Genomic DNA, 24,624 nt, shown 5'->3' on the forward strand with positions numbered 1-24,624 from the left:
CTGGTAGCCCGGATAAGGCGCAAGCCGCAATCCGGGGCCACCTTAGCGCCGAATACCTGTATAAAACCCCAGCATCCATCATGAAACCAGGCTATAATCAGGCCTGGTTTTTTATCGGCGAGAATACCCGTGACCCAGCCACGAGCAGGTTTTTTACTCACCCGTCACTGGCGGGACACCCCGCAGGGCAGCGAGCTCTCCTTCTGGCTGGCCACCGACGACGGCCCGCTGCAGGTCACGCTGCCGCCGCAGGAGTCCGTTGCCTTTATCCCCGAAGCGCAGCAGGCGCAGGCTGAACAGCTGCTGCAGGGGGAGAAAGGCTTCCGCTTCGCTCCACTGACCCTGAGAGATTTCCACCGGCAGCCGGTTGTCGGCATTTACTGTCGCGCCCATCGTCAATTGATGCGTCTGGAGAAGATGCTCCGCGACAGTGGCGTCACCGTCTACGAGGGTGATATCCGTCCGCCGGAGCGCTACCTGATGGAGCGCTTTATTACCGCCCCGGTGTGGGTGGAAGGCGAAACGCGCGGCTCACAGCTGGTCAACGCGCGCATGAAACCGAACCCTGACTATCGCCCGCCGCTGAAATGGGTGTCGCTGGATATCGAAACCAGCCGCCACGGCGAGCTGTACTGCATCGGTCTGGAAGGCTGCGGCCAGCGGGTGGTCTACATGCTGGGCCCCGAACCGGAAACGCCGCCAGACGTCGACTTCGAGCTGGTCTTCATCGCCAGTCGTCCCCTGCTGCTGGAAAAGCTCAACGCCTGGTTTGCCGAACACGACCCTGACGTGCTGATCGGCTGGAACGTGGTGCAGTTCGATCTGCGGGTCCTGCAAAAGCACGCCGAGCGCTATCGTATCCCGCTGCGTCTCGGCCGCGGCAACAGCGAGCTGGAGTGGCGTGAGCACGGTTTTAAGAACGGCGTCTTTTTCGCCCAGGCCAACGGGCGGCTAATTATCGACGGCATCGACGCGCTAAAATCCGCGTTCTGGAACTTCTCCTCCTTTTCACTGGAGGCCGTGGCCCGCGAACTGCTGGGTGAAGGTAAAGCCATTGACAACCCGTGGGATCGGATGGACGAGATCGATCGCCGCTTCCATGAAGACAAACCGGCGCTGGCGATCTATAACCTGCAGGATTGCGAGCTGGTCACGCGGATCTTCCACAAAACGGAGATCATGCCGTTTCTGCTCGAACGGGCGACGGTTAACGGTCTGCCCGCCGATCGCCACGGCGGATCGGTGGCCGCCTTCAGCCATCTCTATTTCCCACGCATGCACCGCCTGGGCTACGTGGCGCCGAACCTCGGCGACGTCCCCCCGCAGGCCAGCCCCGGCGGCTACGTGATGGACTCCCGCCCCGGTCTGTATGACTCGGTGCTGGTGCTGGACTATAAAAGCCTGTATCCGTCGATTATTCGTACCTTTCTAATCGATCCGGTCGGCCTGGTGGAAGGCCTGGCGCAGCCCGATGATCAGCACAGCATCGAGGGCTTCCTTGGCGCCCGCTTTTCGCGCGACAAACACTGCCTGCCCGGCATTGTTAGCCAGATCTGGCACGGCCGCGATGAAGCCAAACGCCAGCATAATAAGCCGCTCTCCCAGGCGCTGAAGATTATCATGAACGCCTTCTACGGCGTGCTGGGCACCAGCGCCTGCCGCTTCTTCGACCCGCGTCTCGCCTCGTCGATTACCATGCGCGGTCACGCGATCATGCGCCAGACCAAAGCGCTAATTGAAGCCAAAGGCTACGACGTTATCTACGGCGATACCGATTCCACCTTCGTCTGGCTGAAACGCCCGCATAGCGAAGCACAGGCAGCGGAGATCGGCCGCGAGCTGGTCAGCGACGTCAATGCCTGGTGGGCGCAGGAGCTTGGTAAAAGCCAGCTGACCAGCGCCCTGGAGCTGGAGTATGAAACCCACTTCTGCCGCTTTTTAATGCCGACGATCCGCGGCGCCGATACCGGCAGCAAGAAGCGCTATGCCGGGATGATTCAGGAGGGCGATGCCCAGCGCATGGTGTTCAAGGGGCTGGAGACGGTACGCACCGACTGGACGCCGCTAGCCCAGCAGTTTCAACAGGAGTTATACCTGCGCATCTTCCGCAACCAGCCGTATCAGGATTATGTGCGGGAGACTATCGCCAGGCTGATGAATGGCGAACTCGACAAGCAGCTGGTTTATCGCAAGCGCCTGCGCCGACCGCTGGCCGAGTATCAACGTAACGTGCCGCCGCACGTGCGCGCCGCGAGGCTGGCGGATGAACACAACGTGAAGCTTGGGCGGGCGCAGCAGTATCAGCAGCGCGGCACCATCAAATACGTCTGGACCACCAGCGGCCCGGAGCCGGTGGATTACCAGCAGTCGCCGCTCGATTACGATCACTATTTAACAAAGCAGTTGCAGCCGGTGGCGGAAGGGATCCTGCCCTTCGTCAACGATGACTTTGCTACAATAGTGACAGGACAGCTGGGGCTATTTTAATTTTTTCTCACTCATTCCGCAGGCACAAAAGCCGAAAAATGAAGGGTGCGGAGGAGGTGACGAACGTTCCTCCATCCAGTAATATAGCGCCCTTTCCATTCCTGGCCCCAATTTTGACGCATCTCCGATTATTCATGGAGATGATCAACTATTGCCTGCAATTAAAGAACAAAGAGCCGAACACATATGCCTTTTACACTTGGTCAACGCTGGATTAGCGACACAGAGAGCGAACTAGGATTAGGGACGGTGGTAGCGCTGGATGCGCGCATGGTCACTCTCCTTTTCCCCGCCATCGGCGAAAACCGTCTGTACTCTCGCAACGATTCCCCGATCACCCGCGTGATGTTTAACCCGGGCGACACCATTACCAGCCATGAAGGCTGGCAGCTCCACGTTGACAAAGTGAATGAAGAGAACGGGCTGCTGTCCTACACCGGTACTCGCCTGGACACCCAGGAAGCGAACGTGACTCTGCGTGAAGTGCTGCTCGACAGCAAACTGGTGTTCAGCAAGCCGCAGGACCGCCTGTTTGCCGGTCAAATTGACCGTATGGACCGCTTTGCCCTGCGCTACCGTGCGCGTAAGTTCCAGAGCGAGCAGTACCGCATGCCGTGGAGCGGCCTGCGCGGCCAGCGCACCAGCCTGATCCCGCATCAGCTGAACATCGCCCATGACGTGGGCCGTCGTCACGCGCCGCGCGTCCTGCTGGCCGATGAAGTGGGCTTAGGCAAAACCATTGAAGCCGGGATGATCCTGCACCAGCAGCTGCTCTCCGGCGCCGCCGAGCGCGTGCTGATTGTGGTCCCGGAAACCCTCCAGCACCAGTGGCTGGTGGAAATGCTACGCCGTTTCAACCTGCGTTTCTCGCTGTTCGACGACGAACGTTACGCCGAAGCGCAGCACGATGCCTACAACCCGTTCGAAACCGAACAGCTGGTGATCTGCTCTTTAGACTTCGTGCGCCGCAGCAAACAGCGCCTGGAGCATCTGTGCGACGCCGAATGGGACCTGATGGTGGTCGACGAAGCGCACCACCTGGTGTGGAGCGAAGAGGCGCCGAGCCGTGAATATCAGGCCATTGAACAGCTGGCCGAGCGCGTGCCGGGCATCCTGCTGCTGACCGCGACGCCGGAACAGTTGGGGATGGAGAGCCACTTTGCGCGCCTGCGTCTGCTGGATCCAAACCGCTTCCACGATTTTGCCCAGTTTGTTGAAGAACAACAAAACTACCGCCCGGTCGCCGATGCCGTCGCCCTGCTGCTGGCGGGCAACACGCTGAGCGATAGCGAACTCAATACCCTTGGCGATCTGATCGGCGAGCAGGATATCGAGCCGCTGCTGCAGGCTGCCAACAGCGATCGCGAAGACGCTCAGGCCGCGCGCCAGGAGCTGGTCTCGATGCTGATGGACCGCCACGGCACCAGCCGCGTGCTGTTCCGGAACACCCGTAACGGCGTGAAAGGCTTCCCGAAACGCGAGCTGCACACCATTCGTCTGCCGCTGCCGACCCAGTACCAGACGGCCATCAAGGTCTCTGGCATCATGGGCGCGCGCAAAACCGCGGAAGAGCGCGCGCGCGACATGCTCTATCCGGAGCAGATCTATCAGGAATTTGAAGGCGATACCGGCACCTGGTGGAACTTCGACCCGCGCGTCGAGTGGCTGATGGGCTACCTGACCAGCCATCGCTCGCAGAAGGTCCTGGTGATTTGCGCCAAAGCAGCCACCGCGCTACAGCTGGAGCAGGTGCTGCGCGAGCGCGAAGGCATCCGCGCCGCGGTGTTCCATGAAGGGATGTCGATTATCGAACGCGACCGCGCCGCGGCGTGGTTTGCCGAAGAAGACACCGGCGCGCAGGTGTTGCTGTGCTCCGAAATCGGCTCCGAAGGACGTAACTTCCAGTTCGCCAGCAACCTGGTGATGTTCGACCTGCCATTTAACCCGGATCTGCTGGAGCAGCGTATCGGCCGTCTCGACCGTATCGGTCAGGCACACGATATCCAGATCCACGTTCCATACCTGGAAAAGACCGCGCAGTCGGTGCTGGTGCGCTGGTATCACGAAGGGCTCGATGCCTTCGAACATACCTGCCCGACCGGCCGCACCGTCTACGACAGCGTCCATGATGAACTGATCAACTATCTTGCGGCGCCAGAATCCACCGATGGCTTTGACGATCTGATCAAATCCTGCCGCCAACAGCATGACGCCCTGAAGGCGCAGCTGGAGCAGGGCCGCGACCGTCTGCTGGAGATCCACTCCAACGGCGGTGAGAAAGCGCAGGCGCTGGCGGAGAGCATCGAAGAGCAGGATGACGACACCAGTCTGATCGCCTTCTCGATGAACCTGTTCGATATCGTCGGCATCAACCAGGACGACCGCGGTGAAAACCTGATCGTCCTCACCCCGTCCGACCATATGCTGGTCCCGGATTTCCCGGGCCTGCCGGAAGACGGCTGCACCATCACCTTCGAGCGTGACGTGGCGCTGTCGCGTGAAGATGCGCAGTTCATCACCTGGGAACATCCGCTGATCCGCAACGGTCTGGATCTGATCCTCTCCGGCGATACCGGCAGCAGCACCATTTCCCTGCTGAAGAATAAGGCGCTGCCGGTCGGCACCCTGCTGCTGGAGCTGATCTACGTCGTCGAAGCGCAGGCGCCGAAGCAGCTGCAGCTTAACCGCTTCCTGCCGGCGACCCCGGTTCGCCTGCTGCTGGATAAAAACGGCAACAACCTCGCCGGCCAGGTGGAATTTGAAAGCTTCAACCGCCAGCTGAGCGCGGTTAACCGCCACACCGGCAGCAAACTGGTCAACGCGGTGCAGCAGGACGTTCACGCCATTCTGCAACAGGGCGAAGCGCAGATCGCCAAAGCGGCGCTGGGGCTGATCGACGCAGCGCGTAACGAAGCCGATGAAAAGCTGACGGCGGAGCTGTCGCGTCTGGAAGCGCTGAAGGCGGTGAACCCGAACATCCGTGACGACGAACTGGCGGCGATCGAAAGCAACCGTCAGCAGGTGATGGATGCGCTGGCGCAGGCCGGATGGCGTCTGGACGCGCTGCGTCTGATCGTCGTCACCCACCAGTAACGGAACGCGAACATGGCGATGGAAAACTACAATCCGCCGCAGGATCCCTGGCTGGTGATCCTGTATCAGGATGAGCACATCATGGTGGTCAACAAGCCGAGCGGCTTGTTGTCCGTACCCGGTCGTCTTGAGGAGCATAAAGACAGCGTGATGACGCGCATTCAGCGCGACTTCCCGCAGGCCGAATCGGTGCATCGCCTGGATATGGCCACCAGCGGCGTGATTGTGGTGGCGCTGAATAAAGCCGCGGAGCGTGAGCTGAAACGTCAGTTCCGCGAGCGCGAGCCGAAAAAACAGTACGTTGCCCGCGTCTGGGGCCATCCGCAGCCGGCGGAAGGTCTGGTGGATTTACCGCTGATTTGCGACTGGCCGAACCGGCCAAAGCAGAAGGTGTGCTACGAAACCGGCAAAGCGGCGCAAACCGAGTATGAGGTGCTGGAGTACGCGGAGGACAACACCGCCCGCGTGCGCCTGAAGCCGATTACCGGGCGCTCGCATCAGCTGCGCGTGCATATGCTGGCGCTGGGGCATCCGATCCTTGGCGACCGCTTTTACGCCACGCCGGAGGCGCTGGCGATGGCCCCGCGTCTGCTGCTGCACGCCGAGACGCTCACCATCACCCACCCTGCCTACGGCAACGCGATGACCTTTCGCGCGCCGGTCGACTTTTAGGATGTCCCCGGTAGCGCCTTGCCGCCGGGGAATACTGACCCGTTAGTCGCGGGCAAACCACGCATCAATCATCTGCTCAACGCGCGCCACGACGAGATCGGTGTCGTGGCGACGGCTGCGCGCGCAGGCGTGCGCCGGCTCATCACACAGCAGACAGCGGCGCTGCGACTCACCCAGCGACTGACGTCCCACCTGCCCGTTCTGTGGACAGATCACATCGATATCCCACAGGCGTCCCAGCGGATGGCTCTGCTCCAGCGTGCTGCACATCGCTTTGATTTCGCTGGCCGGGTGCGCCACGCACCACAGCGCTTCGGGCCCGGTCGGCAACCACAGCACCTGACGATCCAGCGCTTGCCAGCGGTGCTTCCACAGCAGCTGGTCGCAGGCCTGGAGGGCAACGCCCATCATGTTGCGATAGCGAATGCTGTCTTTCACCGCCCCCGGGGTCACCAGGGTCAGGGAAATAACAGGCTGCTGATAATGGGCCAGCCAGTCAGCCTGGCGGGCTGCACGCTGCTCTTTCGCCGCCAGCAATGCATCGATGCTGACGCCCGCCTGGGCGGGAGTATCCACTGACATTAATTCCTCTCCTACATATGATAAATGCGACAGCGCCTGGGCTGTCATGATGATGGATGCGATAGCCGATCGCGCGCTGATTGTAACGCTAAATGCGGAGCATTTAGGATACAGAACGCAGATATTTTCTGCGTTCTGTAGCGGAAAATGGCAGATTTATCGCTTAGCGCAGCGTTTAATCACGCCAGATAGTGGCTGAGGAACAGCAGTCCCAGCGAGACATTTATCGCCCCGCCGATGCGGGTAGCGATCTGCGCGAACGGCATCAGGCTCATGCGGTTACCGGCGGTCAGGATCGCCACATCGCCGGTGCCGCCCTGCCCGCTCTGGCAGCAGGAGACAATCGCCACATCGATCGGGTGCATCCCTATTTTTTTACCCACAAAGAACCCGGTCGCCACCAGCGCCGAGACGGTACTGACAATCACCAGCAGGTTGGTCAGCGTGAAGGCGTTTACCAGTTCCTGCCACGGGGTGATCGCCACGCCGACGGCAAAGAGGATCGGGTAAGTCACCGCGGTGCGGAAGAATTTATACACCATCTGCGATCCCTCCTGCAGGCGTGGAGAAACCACGTTAGCCAGCTTTAACAGCACCGCGAGGAACAGCATGCCCACCGGCGCCGGCAGGCCAATCAGTTTGTGGCCAAGCATCCCCATCATATACAGCAGCACCGCCAGCAGCGCGCCGGAGGCCAGGGTCCCGACGTCGGTTTTGCCGCTCACGCCTTCGCTCTCGCCGAGGCTACGGGTTTCATTGCTGCGGTTCGGCATCAGTTGCCCTTCACCGGTGAGATGCGGGGAGCGCTTGCCGAGCTGGTTGAGGCAGCCGGAGATAACGATCGCCGTCAGACTGCCGAGCATCACCATCGGCAATATCCGGCCCAGCGCCACGCCCTGCTCCATATGCATCAGCGCGGCGTAACCCATTGACAGCGGGATCGCCCCTTCCCCCACGCCACCGGCCATGATCGGCAGCACGATAAAGAAGAACACCTGGAACGGCTCCATGCCCAGCAGCGTGCCGACGCCGATGCCCACCAGCATGCCAACCACTTCGCCACACAGCATCGGGAAGAAGATCTTCAGAAAGCCCTGAATCAGCGTGGTGCGGTTCATACTCATGATGCTGCCGACGATGATGCAGCAGATGTAGAGATAGAGGATATTGGTGGATTTATAGAATTTGGTGGTGGATTCCACGACCACATCCGGCAGCAGACCGTAGTGGACCAGCGCGGAAGGAATAAAAGTGGCGCAGATCGCCGCCGCGCCGAGTTTTCCCAGCACCGGCAGGCGCTTACCAAACTCGCCGCAGGCGAAGCCAAAGAAAGCCAGGGTGGCCACCATCACCACGATATCGCTCGGCAGTTTACCGCCAAGGCAGTCGAGGGCAATCAGCCCCCCGGCCAGCAAAAATAGCGGCAGCGGGACGATCCCTACCTTCCAGTTATCCATGATGTGCCACCAGCGCTGCTTCAGCGTGGTTTTCGGCGTATTGATCGGTTCAAGGGTTGCAGAGAATGCATTGTCTGTGGTGCTCATAAATTCAGCCCTGTCGTTATTATTCATTTTCAGCGTAAAGGGACAGCGGCGTCGTTAATGTGAAGCTCCCCAGATTAAAAAAGAAGTTTTAATGGTCACTATGGTTTTTATGGTTTCTATTCACGGAACCGCTAAGGGGTGATATATCTCTGATTTATTATTGTGGTTTTTATGGTTTTTATTCTCTCTGAGGCGTTATTTCCACTGAGTCCCCCGCCGACAGCCAGCGCCTGCGCAGACGATCACAACTTCTTCTTAACATTTACGTCACGTGACAGAAAAATGATAGAGTGCCGATATGGTGAATACGCAGTACGGGACCTATGAAGCTCTCTTTTCAATATAAGCTATTTATTTCGCTGGTCGCCTTTTTCTCGGTCCTCTTTATAGCGCTGGGCATTTATTATTATTTTGACGCCAGCCGCCAGCTGTATCAGGAGATGAGTGGCCGGGCCAAAATTCAGGCTGAAGAGATAGCCCTGATGCCAAATTTGCGTCAGCAGGTCAGCCAGCACGATCCGCAGGCGATCCGGGCGTTTATGCAGCAAATCGCCGCCCATAGCGACGCCAGTTTTATCGTCATCGGCGATCGGCAGGGCGTGCATCTGTTTCACTCCGTCCATCCGGAGTGGGTTGGCACGCGGCTGGTCGGCGGCGACAATCAGGCGGTGCTGGAGGGGCGCACCATCACCACCATTCGCAAAGGCGGCCTCGGCGTCTCACTGCGCAGCAAAACGCCCATCGTCGATGACGAGGGGCAGGTGATCGGCATTGTCTCCGTTGGCTACCTCACCAGCTATCTCGACAGCATCACGCTGACCAAAGTGATCAATATTTTTATCGCCGCCATCCTGCTGCTCATCGCCCTGTTTATCTTCTCCTGGTACTTTACCCGCAGCATCAAGAAGCAGATTTTTTCGCTCGAGCCGCGGGAGATAGGCCTGCTGGTACGTCAGCAAAAGGCAATGATGGAGTCGATCTTTGAAGGGGTGATCGTCATCGATCACCAGCGGCGCATTGAGGTGATTAACCATGCCGCCCGCAGCCTGCTGGGGCTCAGCCAGCCTGCCCGTCAGCTGCGCGGCCAGTCAATCGACAGCGTCATTTCGCCGCAGCCGTTTTTCGCCAGCGGCGACATGCTCGAGCGTGACACTCATGACGAGCTGTGCCGCTTCAACCAGCTGACCGTGCTCGCCAGCCGGGTGCGCATTATGCTGGAGAATACGCTGCAGGGCTGGGTGATCACCTTCCGCGACCGCAACGAAATCAATGCCCTCACCGCCCAGCTCAGCCAGGTGAAGCGCTATGTCGACAACCTGCGCATCATGCGTCACGAGCAGCTCAACCGGATGACCACCCTCTCCGGTCTGCTGCATATGGGTCACTATGACGAAGCGATCCGCTATATTCAGGCCCAGTCGGAGCATGCCCAGGAGCTGCTGGACTTCATCTCCTCGCACTTCCACTCGCCGACGCTGTGCGGCCTGCTGTTGGGCAAAGCGACCCGCGCCCGCGAAAAAGGCGTGGTCCTGAGCTTCGACCCGGCCTGTCGTATCGATCGTCCGCTGCCGTCGCTAAAGGAATCCGAACTGATCTCCATCATCGGCAACCTGCTGGATAACGCCATCGAAGCCACGCAGCGCGCCGAGCTGCCGCACGAGCCGGTGGAAGTGCTGATTCAGCTCAACGCCCGGGAACTGATCATCGAAGTGGCTGACCGCGGCGTCGGCATTCGTCCCGATATTCGCGACCGCATTTTTGAACGCGGCGTGACCACCAAAACCCGTGGCGATCACGGCATTGGTCTGTATCTTATTGAACATTATGTCACTCAGGCGGGCGGCACCATCGAAGTCGCCGACAACGCGCCGCGGGGAACCATCTTCACCCTGTTTATCCCGGCCGACGCCCCCGCCTGTCCGCAAACGGAGGCCCACAATGCATCATGACCTGGTCGATGTGCTGATCATTGAAGATGAGAGCGAGCTGGCGCGCCTGCACGCCGAGCTTGTGCAAAAACACCCGCGACTGCGGCTGGCAGGCATGGCGGCCTCCCTCGCTCAGGCGCGGCAGTTGCTCCACGCCAGTCCGCCGCAGCTGGTGCTGCTGGATAACTATTTACCGGACGGCAAAGGCGTCACGCTGATGACCGACCCGGTGCTGGCAACCACCCATTGCTCAGTGATCTTTATCACCGCCGCCAGCGATATGGAAACCTGCAGCCTGGCCATCCGCAACGGCGCCTTCGACTATATCCTTAAGCCCGTCTCCTGGAAGCGGCTGAGCCAGTCGCTTGAGCGCTTTATCCAGTTTTACGATCAGCAGCGGGAATGGAAAATCGTCGATCAGCAGAACGTCGATTCTCTCTACCAACTGCAGGCGAAGAACTTCCGCGTGGATAGCGGCAGTAAGGGCATTGAAGAGAAGACGCTGGCGCTGGTGCAGGGATTGTTTAGCGGCCGGGAAGCACACTGTTTTTCCGTCGATGAGGTGGTCAGCGCCGCCGGGCTCAGCAAAACCACCGCCCGGCGCTATCTGGAACACGGTGTCGAGACCGGCTTTCTGGAAGTGGAGATGCTGTATGGAAAAATCGGCCATCCGCGGCGGCTGTACCGACGCGCACAGCCTAAAAACTAAAACCCCTCGCCGGACGGGAGGGGCGGGAAAACTCAGAAGCCGCGCTGCTCTTTGATCAGCTCCCAGGCCTTCTGGATCTCCTGAGCTTTCTGTTTGGCCATCTCCATCATCTCCGGCGGCAGCCCTTTCGCCACTAGCTTGTCCGGATGATGTTCGTTCATCAGCTTACGATAGGCGCGCTTCACCGTCGCCGCGTCATCGGTCGGTTTCACCCCCAGCACATTGCAGGCATCTTCGAGGGTTGGCCCGCGCTGCGCCTGCTGCCAGCCGGCATTGCCGCCGTGCTGACCATACGATTGCTGCTGCGAACCGCCGCCAAACTGGGCGCCGCCCTGCATCATCCGCAGGAATTGATCGAACTGGGCGCGGGAGATGCCAAGCTCGTCAGCGATGACGAACAGCACTTCACGTTCGTTGGGGTGCAATTCGCCGTCAGCGAACGCCGCCTGCAGCTGAATTTCCAGAAACATCCGAATCAGATCGAAGCGCCCAAAGCAGACGCTGCGCAGCTGACGCATCTTCTCGCGCAGCGGATAGTTGTCGGCCTTGCCGTCGCGAAACGCCTGCTGCGCCGCCGTACGCGATGCGCCGTGCAGGTTCATGCGATCCATCAGCACATTGGCGACATGAATATCAGCTTCGGTGACGCGACCCTTGGATTTGGTCAGATGCCCCATCACTTCAAAGGTGGTGGAAAAGAAGAGCGACTGGCGTTCCTGTTGATTGGCGAAGAGATTCAACCGGCGACTGCGCGCCCGGTCAAACATATGGCCCACCAGGAAGCCGAGCACGACACCCCAAAACCCACCGCCCATCAGCAAAGCCACTGCCACGCCAATCACTTTACCCAAATACTGCATAGACTCCCCAACTGTTTATCGCCGTTAAGCTCGAATATGACCGCACGTTACCCGGCACTCGCGCCTCGGTCAATTGTGGGACATAGCCTATAATTTGCTTTATCATACTCGTCATTCAACAGGGTGCCTAACGCTCGGGCTCGAAACGGGCAGGATTAACACTAGCGTGATAATGTTGAGTAAGTTAGGCTCTGACCGTTTGCAAGCCGCTGCCACAAGATGATGGAACAATAAATACAACGTATGAAAAAACGTATTCCCAGCCTCCTGGCTACGATGATTGCCAGCGCCTTGTATAGCCAACAAGGCCTCGCTGCCGATCTCGCAACGCAATGTATGCTTGGCGTGCCAAGCTTTGATCGTCCGCTCGTGGAAGGGCGGCCTGGCGATCTGCCGGTGACGATTAACGCCGATCATGCGAAGGGCAACTACCCGGATAATGCCGTCTTCACCGGCAACGTCGATATTAACCAGGGGAACAGCCGCCTGCGTGCCGACGAAGTGCAGCTGCATCAGCAGCAGGCCGCGGGCCAGGCGCAACCGGTGCGAACGGTGGATGCGCTGGGCAACGTCCATTACGACGATAACCAGGTGATCCTCAAAGGGCCTAAAGCCTGGTCAAACCTGAACACCAAAGATACCAACGTCTGGCAGGGCGATTATCAAATGGTCGGACGCCAGGGACGCGGCACGGCGGACCTGATGAAACAGCGCGGCGAAAACCGCTATACCATTCTGGAAAACGGCAGCTTTACCTCCTGTCTGCCGGGCTCCGACACCTGGAGCGTCGTGGGCAGCGAAGTCATCCACGACCGTGAAGAGCAGGTTGCCGAGATCTGGAACGCCCGCTTTAAGCTGGGCTCAGTACCGATTTTCTACAGCCCTTACCTGCAGTTGCCGGTGGGCGACAAACGTCGTTCCGGTTTCCTGATCCCGAACGCCAAATACAGTACCAAAAACGGTGTGGAATTCTCCCTGCCGTACTACTGGAACATTGCGCCGAACTTCGATGCCACTATCACCCCGCACTATATGAACAAACGCGGCGGCGTGATGTGGGAAAACGAATTCCGCTACCTGACCCAGCTCGGCAGCGGCTTAACTGAATTCGACTACCTGCCGTCGGATAAAGTCTACGAAGACGATCACTCGAGCGACAGCAACAGCCGCCGCTGGCTGTTCTACTGGAACCACTCCGGGGTTATCGATCAGGTATGGCGTCTGAACGCTGACTACACCAAGGTCAGCGATCCTGACTACTTCAACGATTTCAGCTCGAAATATGGTTCCAGTACCGACGGCTATGCGACGCAGAAATTCAGCGCCGGTTACGTCAATCAGAACTTTGACGCGACGGTATCGACCAAGCAGTTCCAGGTCTTTGACCGGGAATCGAGCAACTCCTACTCGGCTGAGCCGCAGCTCGACATCAACTACTACCAGAACGATGTCGGTCCGTTCGATACCCATCTGTACGGTCAGGTCGCCCATTTTGTTAACTCGAATAACAACATGCCGGAAGCGACCCGCGTTCACCTCGAACCGACGATCAACCTGCCGCTGTCCAACGCCTGGGGCAGTCTGAATACTGAAGCCAAGCTGCTGGCGACCCACTACCAGCAGAGCAACCTCGATAAGTACAACGCCGCCAACGGCACTGACTACAAAGAGTCTGTCAGCCGCGTAATGCCGCAGTTTAAAATCGACGGTAAAATGGTCTTTGAACGCGACCTGCAGGAGGGATTCACCCAAACGCTGGAACCGCGCATGCAGTATCTGTACGTGCCGTACCGCGATCAGAGTGAAATCGGTAGCTACGACTCCACGCTATTGCAGTCGGACTACACCGGCCTGTTCCGCGACCGTACCTATAGCGGTCTGGACCGCATCGCGTCAGCCAACCAGGTCACTACCGGCATCACCTCTCGCGTGTATGATGCCGCCGCCGTGGAACGTTTTAATATTTCCGTTGGTCAAATCTACTATTTCACCGAGTCACGCACCGGTGATGACAACATCAACTGGGAGAACAACGACACCACGGGTTCACTGGTATGGGCCGGCGATACCTACTGGCGCATCGCCGATGACTGGGGTTTACGCGGAGGGATCCAGTACGACACCCGTCTGGATAACGTCGCCACCGGTAACGGCACCATTGAATACCGTCGCGATGAAAACCGCTTAGTCCAGCTTAACTATCGTTACGCCAGCCCGGAATATATTCAGGCTACACTGCCTTCATATTCCACGGCGGCACAATATAAACAGGGTATTTCGCAGGTGGGGATGACCGCCAGTTGGCCGATCGTCGATCGCTGGTCCGTGGTCGGGGCATACTACTTCGATACCAATACCCGGAAAGCAGCAAACCAGATGTTGGGTGTTCAGTATAACTCCTGCTGCTACGCCATCCGTCTTGGCTACGAACGTAAAGTCAACGGCTGGGATAGCAACAACAACGGCGGCGAGAGCAAATACGACAACACCTTCGGAATCAATATTGAATTGCGCGGTCTGAGCTCTAACTACGGCCTCGGCACCCAGCAGATGCTGCGTTCGAACATTTTACCGTACCAGAGCTCCCTGTGATGCGGCTGGTTTACAACATCGTCCGCATTTGCGGTTAATTGAAATGGAAAAAGTATGAAGAACTGGAAAACGCTGCTTCTCGGTATCGCCATGATCGCGAATACCAGTTTCGCTGCCCCTCAGGTGGTCGATAAAGTAGCGGCCGTCGTCAATAATGGCGTCGTGCTGGAAAGCGACGTCGATGGTTTGATGCAATCAGTTAAGCTCAATGCGGGTCAGGCTGGCCAACAGCTGCCGGATGACGCGACACTGCGCCATCAAATCCTCGAAAGACTGATCATGGACCAGATCGTATTGCAGTTGGGGCAGAAGATGGGCGTGAAGGTCTCTGACGACCAGCTCGATCAGGCCATCGCCAACATCGCCAAACAAAACAACATGACCATGGATCAGATGCGCAGCCGTCTGGCCTATGAAGGCATCAACTACAACACCTACCGTAGCCAGATCCGCAAAGAGATGCTGATTTCGGAAGTGCGTAACAATGAAGTGCGTCGCCGTATCACCGTGCTGCCGCAGGAAGTCGAAGCGCTGGCAAAACAGATTGGCGACCAGAACGATGCCAGCACCGAGCTTAACCTGAGCCACATCCTGATCCCGCTGGCGGAAAACCCGACCGCGGATGAAGTTGCCGCAGCTCAGGAGCAAGCGAATGCCATCGTTGAACAAGCGCGCAACGGCGCTAACTTCGGTAAACTGGCCATCACCTACTCCGCTGACCAACAGGCGCTGAAGGGAGGCCAGATGGGCTGGGGTCGTATCCAGGAGCTGCCAGGTATTTTCGCCCAGGCGTTAAGCACCGCCAAAAAAGGGGATATCGTCGGCCCGATCCGCTCTGGCGTCGGCTTCCACATTCTGAAAGTCAACGACCTGCGCGGCGGGACTCAGAACATCTCCGTCACCGAAGTGCATGCCCGTCATATTCTGCTTAAGCCGTCGCCGATCATGAATGATGCCCAGGCCCAGGCCAAACTGGAACAAATCGCGGCTGACATTAAGAGCGGGAAAACCACCTTCGCCAAAGCGGCGAAAGCGTTCTCTGAAGATCCGGGTTCAGCAAACCAGGGCGGTGATTTAGGTTGGGCGACGCCGGACATCTTCGATCCGGCATTCCGCGATGCGCTGATGCGTTTGAACAAAGGGCAGACCAGCGGACCGGTGCACTCCTCCTTCGGCTGGCATCTGATCGAACTGCTGGATAGCCGTCAGGTCGACAGAACCGACGCCGCGCAGAAAGATCGTGCATACCGCATGCTGATGAACCGCAAATTCTCTGAAGAAGCGGCAACCTGGATGCAGGAACAGCGCGCCAGTGCGTATGTTAAAATTCTGAGCAACTAATATCGATGCCTGAAATCCGTAAAGTTGTCATCACTCCCGGCGAACCCGCCGGGATTGGCCCTGACCTGGTCGTGCAGCTTGCCCAGCGCGACTGGCCAGTTGAGCTGGTGATCTGCGCCGACGGCGCCCTGTTAACTGACCGAGCCCAGCGGCTCGGTCTTCCTTTATCTCTCCTCCCATACGATCCTGCGCAACCGCCCGTTCCGCAACGCGCTGGTACGCTGACGCTGCTTAACGTACCGCTGAACGTTCCGGCGGAACCCGGCGTGCTGAACGTGCAAAACGGCGCCTATGTCGTGGAAACGCTGGCGCGCGCTTGCGACGGCTGCCTTAGCGGCGAATTTGCGGCGTTAGTGACCGGCCCGGTGCACAAAGGCAACATCAACGACGCCGGCATCGCCTTCACCGGTCATACCGAGTTCTTCGAAGAGCGCGCGAAGGCCAGCAAAGTGGTAATGATGCTGGCGACCGAGGAGCTGCGGGTGGCGCTGGTGACGACCCATCTGCCGTTGAAAGCCATCAGCGAAGCAATAACGCCCGAGCTGCTGCGCGAGATCATCACCATTCTCGATCACGATCTGCGCACGAAATTTGGCATTGCCCAGCCGCATGTGCTGGTTTGCGGGCTTAACCCGCACGCTGGCGAAGGCGGCCATATGGGAACGGAAGAGATAGACACCATTATTCCGGTGCTGGAAGAGATGCGCGCGAAGGGGATGAACCTCAGCGGTCCGCTGCCGGCAGACACCCTCTTTCAGCCCAAATACCTTGACCATGCCGATGCGGTACTCGCGATGTACCACGATCAGGGCCTGCCCGTGCTAAAATACCAGGGCTTTGGCCGCGGCGTGAACATTACGCTCGGTTTACCTTTTATTCGTACCTCCGTCGACCACGGCACCGCACTGGAATTAGCGGGTCAGGGAAAAGCGGACGTCGGCAGTTTTATCACGGCGCTTAATCTCGCCATCAAAATGATTGTTAATACCCAATGAATAATCGAGTCCATCAGGGCCATTTAGCCCGTAAACGCTTCGGGCAGAACTTCCTCAACGATCAGTTTGTGATCGACAGCATCGTCTCGGCGATTAATCCGCAGAAAGGCCAGGCGATGGTTGAAATCGGCCCGGGTCTCGCCGCGCTGACCGAACCGGTCGGCGAACGTCTTGACCAGCTGACCGTTATCGAACTGGACCGCGATCTGGCGGCTCGCCTGCAGACGCACCCGTTCCTCGGACCGAAGCTGACCATCTATCAGCAGGATGCGATGACCATGAACTTCGGCGAACTGGCGGAGAAAATGGGCCAGCCGCTGCGCGTCTTCGGCAACCTGCCGTACAATATCTCGACGCCGCTAATGTTCCATCTGTTCAGCTATACTGATGCCATTGCCGATATGCACTTTATGCTGCAGAAGGAAGTGGTCAATCGTCTGGTTGCCGGGCCGAACAGTAAGGCGTATGGTCGGTTAAGCGTGATGGCGCAATATTATTGCCAGGTGATCCCGGTACTCGAAGTGCCGCCGAGCGCGTTTACCCCGCCGCCTAAGGTTGACTCCGCGGTGGTTCGCCTGGTGCCGCACCGCACCATGCCGTATCCGGTAAAAGAGGTCCGGGTACTGAGCCGCATCACCACCGAAGCCTTCAACCAGCGCCGTAAGACCATCCGCAATAGTCTCGGCAATCTGTTTAGCGTTGAAGTGTTGACCGAGCTGGGCGTCGACCCGGCAGTGCGTGCGGAAAATATTTCTGTAGAGCAGTACTGTAAGATGGCCAACTGGTTATCCAACAATCTGCCTTCGAAGGAGAGCTAACCATGATTAATTCGCCTCGTGTTTGCGTTCAGGTGCAAAGCGTCTATATCGAATCGCAGTCTTCTCCGGAAGAAGAGCGTTACGTCTTCGCTTATACCGTCACCATTCGCAATCTGGGGCGGAGTCAGGTTCAGCTGCTTGGCCGCTACTGGCTCATCACTAACGGCCACGGTCGTGAGACTGAAGTTCAGGGTGAAGGGGTGGTCGGCGAGCAACCACATATTCCCGCTGGCGGTGAATATCAATATACCAGCGGCGCGGTCATCGAAACGCCGCTGGGAACCATGCAGGGTCATTATGAGATGATCGATATCGACGGCGCGCCGTTCCGTATCGAGATCCCTGTGTTCCGTCTCGCAGTTCCAACGCTCATTCATTAAAACAATGTCAACATACCTTATTGGCGACGTTCACGGTTGCTACGATGAACTGATCGCATTATTAGCGCAGGTTGAATTCGACCCGAGCACCGATACGCTATGGCTGACCGGCGATCTGGTGGCCCGTGGCCCGGGGTCGCTGGAGGTCCTGCGCTATGTCAAATCTCTGGGCGACAGTGTGCGACTGGTGCTGGGCAACCATGATCTCCACCTGCTGGCCGTCTTCGCCGGTATCAGCCGTAACAAGCCGAAGGATCGTCTGAAATCCCTGCTGGAAGCCCCGGATGCCGACGAGCTGCTCAACTGGTTGCGTCGCCAGCCGCTGCTGCAGGTGGATGAAGAGAAAAAGCTGGTGATGGCCCACGCAGGCATCACGCCGCAGTGGGATCTGGAGACCGCCCAGCAGTGCGCGCGCGATGTAGAAGCGGTGCTCTCCAGCGACTCCTACCCTTTCTTCCTCGATGCCATGTATGGCGATATGCCGAATCACTGGAGCAACGAGCTGAGCGGTCTGGCGCGCCTGCGCTTTATCTCTAATGCTTTTACCCGCATGCGCTACTGCTTCCCCAACGGCCAGCTGGATATGTATTCGAAAGAGGCGCCCGAGGACGCCCCAGCGCCGCTGAAGCCGTGGTTTGCCATTCCTGGCCCGGTCAGCAATGCCTACAGCATTGCCTTTGGCCACTGGGCTTCACTGGAGGGACGCGGTACGCCGGAGGGGATTTACGCCCTGGATACGGGCTGCTGCTGGGGCGGGGAACTCACCTGCCTGCGCTGGGAAGATAAGCAGTACTTCACCCAGCCGTCGAACCGCCAGAAAAGCCTCGACGAAGGCGAAGCCGTCGCGTCCTGAGTCTTCCCGGATGGCGGCGCGTTGCGCCTTATCCGGGCTACATTGCCTTGCGATTTGTCGCCCCGGGCAAGAACGGCGGGCGCGGAGCCACTTTTGTGTCGGGTGGCGGCTCACGCCTTACCCGACCTACATTTCCTTGCGATTTGTCGCCCGGACAGCGCTCCCGAAAGACGAAGCCCGCGACGGGGAACATGACGAGATACTGATTGCGCCTTCGTCGCGGAATTCACGCAAAAGAAAACCCCGGTCACGCCAGGCGCGACCGGGGTTTTTTCATTGCTATCCTTCCCGCTTAACGGCGTTCGAGGATCTCAAAGCAGTAGCTGTGGGAGTTCTGCGCGTCAGCGTCATGAAACTCGCTGAACACCGACTCCCACTCGTCCGGGTCGTAATCCGGGAAATGGGTATCGCCTTCCACTTCCGCATCAATGTGCGTCAGATAGAGCTTATGCGCTTTCGGCAGGAACTGCTCATAAACGCGGCCGCCGCCAATCACCATAATCTCTTCCACATCGCCGCAGGCAGCAATCGCTTCCTCCACTGAGGAGACCCACTGCACGCGATCGTCGCTGCCGGGTTTGCTGCTGATCACGATATTTTTACGCCCCGGCAACGGGCGCCCAATGGATTCCCAGGTCAGACGCCCCATCACCACCGGCTTATTTAACGTGTTGCGTTTGAACCAGGCGAGATCGGCAGGCAGGTTCCATGGCATGGCGTTTTCCATACCAATGACGCGATCTACCGCTAACGCCGCAATCAGACTGATCATTCATTCATTCCCGAGTGCAAAAAATTGTCGCCACTATACGGAAAGCGTACTACTTCGTCGACTGGCCGGAAGGTAAAGAATAAGAAAATTTTCTGATTTGCTGGCAAGCCCACGTTCACACCGTGGGCCGCCAGAACCGGTTCTAAACGGAAAACAAAATGTTACTGACGAGCGTCAGGCTGAGGGCTTATTTTCCGGCTCATCGGCAATATCCCCGGTGTGCCTGCCCTCTTCCGTCCCCTGCCAGCCGTGACGCTGCACCAGCGACAGATGATGACGATCTTCGTTGATGATGCCGGTGAGCATATCGCTGGTCCGCTTGAAGACCGCCACCCGCGACGCCGCGTCGTTTTCCGCCATCGCCACCATCTCTTCGACCATCTGCAGGTTGAAGCGACGGAACAGATCGGCCCGCTCGCGGGCTTCATAGGCGCCGAGTCCCAGCGCCTCCAGCGTCATTCGGCCGGACTTCAGCGCCGCCTCGAAGGTTTCACGCTCCGGCGCCTCGACGCCAGCCTGGCGCAGCTTGATGTAATGATCGACATCGCGGGCGCGGGAGATGATCTGCAGATGCGGAAAATGCTCTTTTACCCTTTCCACCAGCTCAAGGCTGACGTGCGGATCGTCTATGGCATTGATCAGTACTTCCGCCTTTTCGGCGCCGGCCGATTCCAGCAGGTCGACCCGGGTGGCATCGCCGTAGAAAACCTTCATATCAAATTTGCGCAAGGTATCAACATGATCCGGGTCGTGATCGAGGATAACCATCTTCACCCCGCTGGAGAGCAACAGTCGCCCGGCAATCTGCCCGAAGCGGCCAAAGCCGGCAACAATCACCCGCGGCTGCTCTTCATCAATCTCGTCAGCATCCCGCGCCTGGCCGCTGGCCGATTTCTCCAGACGGGTCAGCAGGACCAGCAAGACCGGCGTTGCCGCCATCGACAGCGCCACCGCCAGGGTCAGCGCCTTAGCCCATTCGCCGTCCAGCACATCCGCCATCCGCGCGGCGCCAAAGACCACAAACGCGAACTCGCTTCCCTGCCCCAGCAGCACCGCAAACCAGCGGCGCTGGGCGCGTGGCACGCCCAGCGGCCTGGCGATAAGCCACAGCATCAGCATTTTTATCGCCAGGAAACCGACCAGCAAAATAACGATACGCAGCGGATGGGTCACGAGAGTGCCGAAGTCAATCGACATGCCGACGCCGATAAAGAACAGCCCCAGCAGCAGCCCTTTAAACGGCTCGATATCGCTCTCCAGCGCATGACGATACTCGGAGCTGGCCAGCAGCACCCCGGCGAGAAACGCCCCCATCGCCATCGACAGCCCGACTTCCTCCAGCAGCAATCCAAAGCCGAAGACCAGGAACAGCGCCACGGCGCTGAACACTTCGCGCAGGCCGGAACGGGCGACAAAGCGCAGCAGCGGACGGGTCAGATAGCGCCCCAGGGCCACCACCAGCGCCAGCGCCGCGGCCACCTTCAGCGCGGAGAGGGCAAACGCCACCAGCGAGGTGGCGCCGCCGCTGGCCGCCAGCAGGGGGATCATCGCCACCAATGGGATCGCCGCGATATCCTGGAACAGCAGCACCGCGAAGGCGCTCCGCCCCATCTGCGACACCGTCAGATTGCGCTCATTCATCGCCTGCATCGCAATGGCTGTGGAAGAGAGCGCCAGGGTCATGCCTATCAGCTCGGCCACCTGCCAGCGCAGGCCCAGCAGCATGCAGAACAGACCGATCAATACCCCGCAGGCCACCATCTGCAGCGCGCCGCCGCCGAACACCGAGGCACGTAGCTTCCACAGCCGCTGCGGATCCAGCTCCAGACCAATCACGAACAGCATCAGCACCACGCCGATCTCGGCAAAGTGCAGAATCGCCTCGGCGTCAGTCACCAGCCGCAGCCCCCACGGGCCGATAATACAGCCAGCGATCAGATAGCCCAGCACCGACCCCAGCCCCAGGCGGACGGCGATGGGCACAATCAGCGCCGCGGCGCCCAGGTAAATCAGCGCTTGTATCAGCGTATGGCTATCCATTCTGGTGTGCCTCCTGCCAGTCGATTAAGCGTTGACGATAATGGCGGGCCTGCGCCTGCAGCGTTTCGTCATCGCAGATAAAAGTGCAGTGCATGGCGAACGGCGGCAGCCATTTCATTCCGCAGTAAAGCGCGGTTGCCTGCAACGGCTGCGCCAGCACCGGAAAACCGGGGAATGAGCCGATGTCGAAGTGGCTTTCACCGCCGCCGGTGGTCACCGCCCACATCAGCGATTTACCGCGCAGGGCAATACCGTTGTGACCATAGGCCCAGCCGTGCGCCAACACTTTGTCCATCCACAGCTTGAGCAGCGGCGGTACGCTATACCATTGCATAGGGTGCTGCCAGATAACCAGATCGGCACGGACCAGCGCCGCCTGCTCGGCGGCGACATCGATATTAAAGTCGGGATAGAGTTGATAGAGGGAGCGTATCTCTACGCCTTCAAGCGTCCCTGCCTGTTCAAGCATTCGCTTATTCGCATGAGAATGCTGCGGATAAGGATGCGCATAAATTATCAGAATCATTGATTGGCCTGCGTTTGCTCTTGTCGTAATCAGCAAGAGTGTAGACAGTTAAGCCAACCGCTTACAATGATAACTGTGATTTATGTCGCAGTGGGTTACGCATTTCGGGGTTGATTCTTGATCGCCACATCAGAATCGCTGTCGACCAGATCGCATTGCTTCGGTAGCAGAAAGGTCATTGTGCCGGCGATAATCAACGAACCGGCCAGGGCGCAGACCGCCACATTCTGGCCGTAGAGATACATCATCACGCCCACCAGATAGGGGCCACAGAATCCGCCGAGATTGCCCAGACCATTGATCACCCCGCGTGCGCTGCCCGCCACCTCCGGCGAAGCGATACGCCCCGGCATCGACCAGAACGGACTGGTAGCCGATTTGAGAAAGAAGCCGCAGATCACCAGCGCGATATAGGCCGCCACCATGTGGTCGCGCAGCACCACCGACGCCACCAGCGCTGCCGCAAAACTGTAGAGCGAGAAGCGAACCCACAGACGACGCTTACCGCTGTGGTCGCTGAACAACGAAATCACATAGATCCCGGCCAGCGTGGCGACAAACGGCAGCACCGCCAGGAAGCCAACGCTGGCCATGTTGCCGCCGGTTAACCCCTTCAGAATGGTCGGCAGCCACAGCGTGTAGCCATAATCCCCGGTCTGGTAGAAAAAATTGAGGATCACCAGCTTCATCAGTCCGGCATTACCAAACACATCCTTCACCGGGGCCTTGCTGACTGGGGCTTCGGCCTGCTTCGCCGCACGCTCGGCGGCCAGGGTGGTCACCAGATAGTCACGCTCGCGGGCGGGCAACCAGTGGGCCTCTTGCGGACGGTCGCTGATCATAAACCACCACACGACCAGCACCACCAGCGACAACAGCCCTTCGATGATAAACAGCCAGCGCCAGTCAAGCGCCGCAATAATGGCGCCGGAGACCGGCGCGGTGAGCATGCCGCCGAGCGGGGCAAACATCATCACAAACGCGTTCGCGCGACCCAGCTCTTTTTCCGGAAACCAATTGCTGACCATGGTCAGCACTACCGGCAGCATTCCCCCTTCCGAAACCCCGAGAATAAATCGCAGCACCAGCAGTTGATATTGATGAGTCACAAACCCTGTCGCCACGGAAACGATAGCCCAGGCTACCAGCGACCAGGCAATAAATTTTTTACCGCTGCCGTTAACCGCAATTCGCCCACCGGGAATTTGCAAAAATAAATAACCAATAAAAAAGATACCACTGGCCACGCCGGCCATTTGGCTGGTAATGCCTAAATCGGCCTCCATGCCGCCTGGCAGGGCAAAGCTAATATTAACCCGGTCCATAAATGACATAATGCAGGCAATTAACACCGGCACAATGATACGCAGCCAACGGGTGCTGGGAATTTTCTCGTTCATATATTTGCACTCTCTATGCAGAGGTTATTGTTTTGATTGAGATCGCGCGGGTACAGAAATAAAAAGCTAATTAATCGATAGCGTTTGGCAGCGCTGCGCCGGCAAACCAGGCGGCGACGTTAGCAAAAACCACTTCGCTCATTTTCTGTCGTGTTTCCTGCGTGGCGCTGGCGACATGCGGCTGCAGCACCACGTTATCGAGGGCGATCAGCGCCGCCGGGACCTGGGGTTCCTGTTCGAAAACATCGAGCCCGGCCCCGGCGATAACGCCGTTTTGTAACGCGTGGATCAACGCCTTTTCATCCACCAGCGAACCGCGGGCAATATTGATAAGCCAGGCATGAGCCGGCATCACGTTAAACACCGAGGCGTCGATGATGCCGCGGTTCGCCTCGCCGCCGGATGCGGCAATCACCAGAAAATCGCTCTCATGCGCCAGGGTATGCAGGTCGGCACACCACTGATAATCGAGGCCCGCTATCTTTTTACGGTCGGTATACAGCACCTGCATATCAAAACCCCGCGCCCGGCGGGCGATCGCCTGGCCAATATTCCCCATGCCCAGCAGGCCGATACGCTTCCCGCTGACCTGAGTCGCCAACGGCATACCACCGCTCAGCCAGCGTCCCTCGCGGACAAAGCGATCACCCTGACAGAGCTGACGGGAACCGGCCAGCAGCAGCCCCATCGCCAGGTCAGCGACATCATTCGTCAACACCCCGGAGGTGATGGTGACGGCAATTTGCCGCGAGCGGGCATACGCCAGATCCACCGCATCGGTACCGACGCCGAAGATGGCAATCAGCCCAGCCTGAGGCAGCAACTCAAGGACGCTGTTTGCTACGCCGACGTCGCCGCGAGTGACCACGACGGCAATGTTCTCTCCTTGTTCACGCAGAAAGGCGATCGGATCGTCCTGCTCGTAGAGACGCAGCAGCGGGAAATGCTCCGCCAGCTGCCGCTGCAGGGTTTCAATTACGGGGGCCACTAAAAGGACGGCGCGGGGAATAACACTCTTCATCAGATCACCTG

General features: G+C 58.7%; 19 protein-coding genes. 11 read left to right on the top strand and 8 right to left on the bottom strand.

Features of this window, described 5'->3' with window-relative positions:
* The first annotated feature begins 129 nt into the window (after positions 1 to 129).
* The 3 genes from polB to rluA all read left to right on the top strand — a co-directional run bounded on the left by polB (position 130) and on the right by rluA (position 6,252).
* Positions 130 to 2,487 carry a DNA polymerase II gene (polB, locus tag R0140_RS22965; protein WP_064171255.1) on the top strand — a complete coding sequence of 786 codons (2,358 nt, stop codon included), beginning with the start codon at positions 130 to 132 and terminating at the stop codon, positions 2,485 to 2,487.
* 186 nt (positions 2,488 to 2,673) lie between these two features.
* The gene (rapA, locus tag R0140_RS22970) at positions 2,674 to 5,580 is read left to right on the top strand and encodes an RNA polymerase-associated protein RapA (protein ID WP_012542873.1); all 2,907 of its coding nucleotides are present in this window, start codon (positions 2,674 to 2,676) and stop codon (positions 5,578 to 5,580) included.
* A gap of 12 nt (positions 5,581 to 5,592) precedes the next feature.
* The gene (rluA, locus tag R0140_RS22975) at positions 5,593 to 6,252 is read left to right on the top strand and encodes a bifunctional tRNA pseudouridine(32) synthase/23S rRNA pseudouridine(746) synthase RluA (RefSeq protein WP_008807465.1); all 660 of its coding nucleotides are present in this window, start codon (positions 5,593 to 5,595) and stop codon (positions 6,250 to 6,252) included.
* 42 nt (positions 6,253 to 6,294) lie between these two features.
* Here rluA and citX read toward each other — a convergent pair whose 3' ends face one another.
* The gene (citX, locus tag R0140_RS22980; RefSeq protein WP_008807466.1) at positions 6,295 to 6,834 is read right to left on the bottom strand and encodes a citrate lyase holo-[acyl-carrier protein] synthase; all 540 of its coding nucleotides are present in this window, start codon (positions 6,832 to 6,834) and stop codon (positions 6,295 to 6,297) included.
* A 179-nt stretch (positions 6,835 to 7,013) separates the two neighbouring features.
* Positions 7,014 to 8,378, bottom strand: coding sequence for a 2-hydroxycarboxylate transporter family protein (locus R0140_RS22985; protein ID WP_008807467.1), 1,365 nt, complete (start codon positions 8,376 to 8,378; stop codon positions 7,014 to 7,016).
* A gap of 323 nt (positions 8,379 to 8,701) precedes the next feature.
* On the opposite strand from R0140_RS22985, the gene R0140_RS22990 reads away from it, so the two are divergent.
* Both R0140_RS22990 and R0140_RS22995 read left to right on the top strand, forming a co-directional pair.
* Positions 8,702 to 10,327: an ATP-binding protein gene (locus tag R0140_RS22990; RefSeq protein WP_044612680.1), complete on the top strand. Its 1,626-nt coding sequence runs from the start codon at positions 8,702 to 8,704 to the stop codon at positions 10,325 to 10,327.
* Positions 10,317 to 11,015 carry a response regulator gene (locus tag R0140_RS22995; RefSeq protein ID WP_008807469.1) on the top strand — a complete coding sequence of 233 codons (699 nt, stop codon included), beginning with the start codon at positions 10,317 to 10,319 and terminating at the stop codon, positions 11,013 to 11,015. Before R0140_RS22990 ends, R0140_RS22995 begins: the two co-directional genes overlap by 11 nt.
* A gap of 32 nt (positions 11,016 to 11,047) precedes the next feature.
* Here R0140_RS22995 and djlA read toward each other — a convergent pair whose 3' ends face one another.
* Positions 11,048 to 11,875 (bottom strand): co-chaperone DjlA, encoded by an 828-nt coding sequence (gene djlA, locus R0140_RS23000; RefSeq protein ID WP_008807470.1) that lies wholly within the window; start codon positions 11,873 to 11,875, stop codon positions 11,048 to 11,050.
* A 243-nt stretch (positions 11,876 to 12,118) separates the two neighbouring features.
* On the opposite strand from djlA, the gene lptD reads away from it, so the two are divergent.
* From lptD to apaH, 6 genes are read left to right on the top strand one after another with little or no spacing between them, the layout of a single operon-like run.
* A complete protein-coding gene (gene lptD / locus R0140_RS23005; RefSeq protein WP_008807471.1) occupies positions 12,119 to 14,467 on the top strand; it encodes an LPS assembly protein LptD in 2,349 nt (782 codons plus the stop codon).
* A 54-nt stretch (positions 14,468 to 14,521) separates the two neighbouring features.
* Positions 14,522 to 15,808 carry a peptidylprolyl isomerase SurA gene (gene surA / locus R0140_RS23010; RefSeq protein ID WP_008807472.1) on the top strand — a complete coding sequence of 429 codons (1,287 nt, stop codon included), beginning with the start codon at positions 14,522 to 14,524 and terminating at the stop codon, positions 15,806 to 15,808.
* A 5-nt stretch (positions 15,809 to 15,813) separates the two neighbouring features.
* Entirely contained in the window at positions 15,814 to 16,803 is a 990-nt protein-coding gene (gene pdxA, locus R0140_RS23015) for a 4-hydroxythreonine-4-phosphate dehydrogenase PdxA (protein ID WP_012542876.1), read from the top strand.
* Entirely contained in the window at positions 16,800 to 17,621 is an 822-nt protein-coding gene (gene rsmA / locus R0140_RS23020) for a 16S rRNA (adenine(1518)-N(6)/adenine(1519)-N(6))-dimethyltransferase RsmA (RefSeq protein ID WP_008807474.1), read from the top strand. The genes pdxA and rsmA overlap by 4 nt, the downstream gene beginning before the upstream one ends.
* Before the next feature lie 2 nt (positions 17,622 to 17,623).
* Positions 17,624 to 18,001, top strand: coding sequence for a Co2+/Mg2+ efflux protein ApaG (apaG, locus tag R0140_RS23025; RefSeq protein WP_004204274.1), 378 nt, complete (start codon positions 17,624 to 17,626; stop codon positions 17,999 to 18,001).
* A gap of 4 nt (positions 18,002 to 18,005) precedes the next feature.
* On the top strand, positions 18,006 to 18,854 hold the full coding sequence (gene apaH, locus R0140_RS23030; RefSeq protein ID WP_008807475.1) for a bis(5'-nucleosyl)-tetraphosphatase (symmetrical) ApaH: 849 nt from the start codon (positions 18,006 to 18,008) through the stop codon (positions 18,852 to 18,854).
* Positions 18,855 to 19,146: 292 nt separating this feature from the next.
* On the opposite strand, the gene folA is transcribed toward apaH, so the two are convergent.
* The 5 genes from folA to R0140_RS23055 form a co-directional block, all read right to left on the bottom strand.
* Complete coding sequence (gene folA, locus R0140_RS23035) at positions 19,147 to 19,626, bottom strand: type 3 dihydrofolate reductase (protein WP_008807476.1); 480 nt, start codon at positions 19,624 to 19,626, stop codon at positions 19,147 to 19,149.
* 174 nt (positions 19,627 to 19,800) lie between these two features.
* Complete coding sequence (kefC, locus tag R0140_RS23040; protein ID WP_012542877.1) at positions 19,801 to 21,666, bottom strand: glutathione-regulated potassium-efflux system protein KefC; 1,866 nt, start codon at positions 21,664 to 21,666, stop codon at positions 19,801 to 19,803.
* Entirely contained in the window at positions 21,659 to 22,192 is a 534-nt protein-coding gene (kefF, locus tag R0140_RS23045) for a glutathione-regulated potassium-efflux system oxidoreductase KefF (protein ID WP_047667413.1), read from the bottom strand. Before kefF ends, kefC begins: the two co-directional genes overlap by 8 nt.
* A 95-nt stretch (positions 22,193 to 22,287) precedes the next feature.
* On the bottom strand, positions 22,288 to 23,592 hold the full coding sequence (locus R0140_RS23050) for an MFS transporter (RefSeq protein ID WP_032756190.1): 1,305 nt from the start codon (positions 23,590 to 23,592) through the stop codon (positions 22,288 to 22,290).
* A gap of 70 nt (positions 23,593 to 23,662) precedes the next feature.
* The gene (locus R0140_RS23055) at positions 23,663 to 24,613 is read right to left on the bottom strand and encodes a 2-hydroxyacid dehydrogenase (protein ID WP_022066144.1); all 951 of its coding nucleotides are present in this window, start codon (positions 24,611 to 24,613) and stop codon (positions 23,663 to 23,665) included.
* Positions 24,614 to 24,624 lie beyond the last annotated feature (11 nt).

The organism is Klebsiella sp. w6 (genome assembly GCF_033100215.1).
Taxonomy (GTDB): Bacteria; Pseudomonadota; Gammaproteobacteria; order Enterobacterales; family Enterobacteriaceae; genus Klebsiella; species Klebsiella variicola.

Coding starts and splice junctions, on each gene's coding strand:
- rapA (WP_012542873.1), top strand. CDS start 2,674: ATGCCTTTTACACTTGGTCAACGCTGGATTAGCGACACAGAGAGCGAA.
- rluA (WP_008807465.1), top strand. CDS start 5,593: ATGGCGATGGAAAACTACAATCCGCCGCAGGATCCCTGGCTGGTGATC.
- rsmA (WP_008807474.1), top strand. CDS start 16,800: ATGAATAATCGAGTCCATCAGGGCCATTTAGCCCGTAAACGCTTCGGG.
- apaG (WP_004204274.1), top strand. CDS start 17,624: ATGATTAATTCGCCTCGTGTTTGCGTTCAGGTGCAAAGCGTCTATATC.
- folA (WP_008807476.1), bottom strand. CDS start 19,626: ATGATCAGTCTGATTGCGGCGTTAGCGGTAGATCGCGTCATTGGTATG.
- surA (WP_008807472.1), top strand. CDS start 14,522: ATGAAGAACTGGAAAACGCTGCTTCTCGGTATCGCCATGATCGCGAAT.
- citX (WP_008807466.1), bottom strand. CDS start 6,834: ATGTCAGTGGATACTCCCGCCCAGGCGGGCGTCAGCATCGATGCATTG.
- kefF (WP_047667413.1), bottom strand. CDS start 22,192: ATGATTCTGATAATTTATGCGCATCCTTATCCGCAGCATTCTCATGCG.
- R0140_RS22995 (WP_008807469.1), top strand. CDS start 10,317: ATGCATCATGACCTGGTCGATGTGCTGATCATTGAAGATGAGAGCGAG.
- R0140_RS23055 (WP_022066144.1), bottom strand. CDS start 24,613: ATGAAGAGTGTTATTCCCCGCGCCGTCCTTTTAGTGGCCCCCGTAATT.
- pdxA (WP_012542876.1), top strand. CDS start 15,814: ATGCCTGAAATCCGTAAAGTTGTCATCACTCCCGGCGAACCCGCCGGG.
- R0140_RS22985 (WP_008807467.1), bottom strand. CDS start 8,378: ATGAGCACCACAGACAATGCATTCTCTGCAACCCTTGAACCGATCAAT.
- lptD (WP_008807471.1), top strand. CDS start 12,119: ATGAAAAAACGTATTCCCAGCCTCCTGGCTACGATGATTGCCAGCGCC.
- kefC (WP_012542877.1), bottom strand. CDS start 21,666: ATGGATAGCCATACGCTGATACAAGCGCTGATTTACCTGGGCGCCGCG.
- R0140_RS23050 (WP_032756190.1), bottom strand. CDS start 23,592: ATGAACGAGAAAATTCCCAGCACCCGTTGGCTGCGTATCATTGTGCCG.
- djlA (WP_008807470.1), bottom strand. CDS start 11,875: ATGCAGTATTTGGGTAAAGTGATTGGCGTGGCAGTGGCTTTGCTGATG.
- apaH (WP_008807475.1), top strand. CDS start 18,006: ATGTCAACATACCTTATTGGCGACGTTCACGGTTGCTACGATGAACTG.
- R0140_RS22990 (WP_044612680.1), top strand. CDS start 8,702: ATGAAGCTCTCTTTTCAATATAAGCTATTTATTTCGCTGGTCGCCTTT.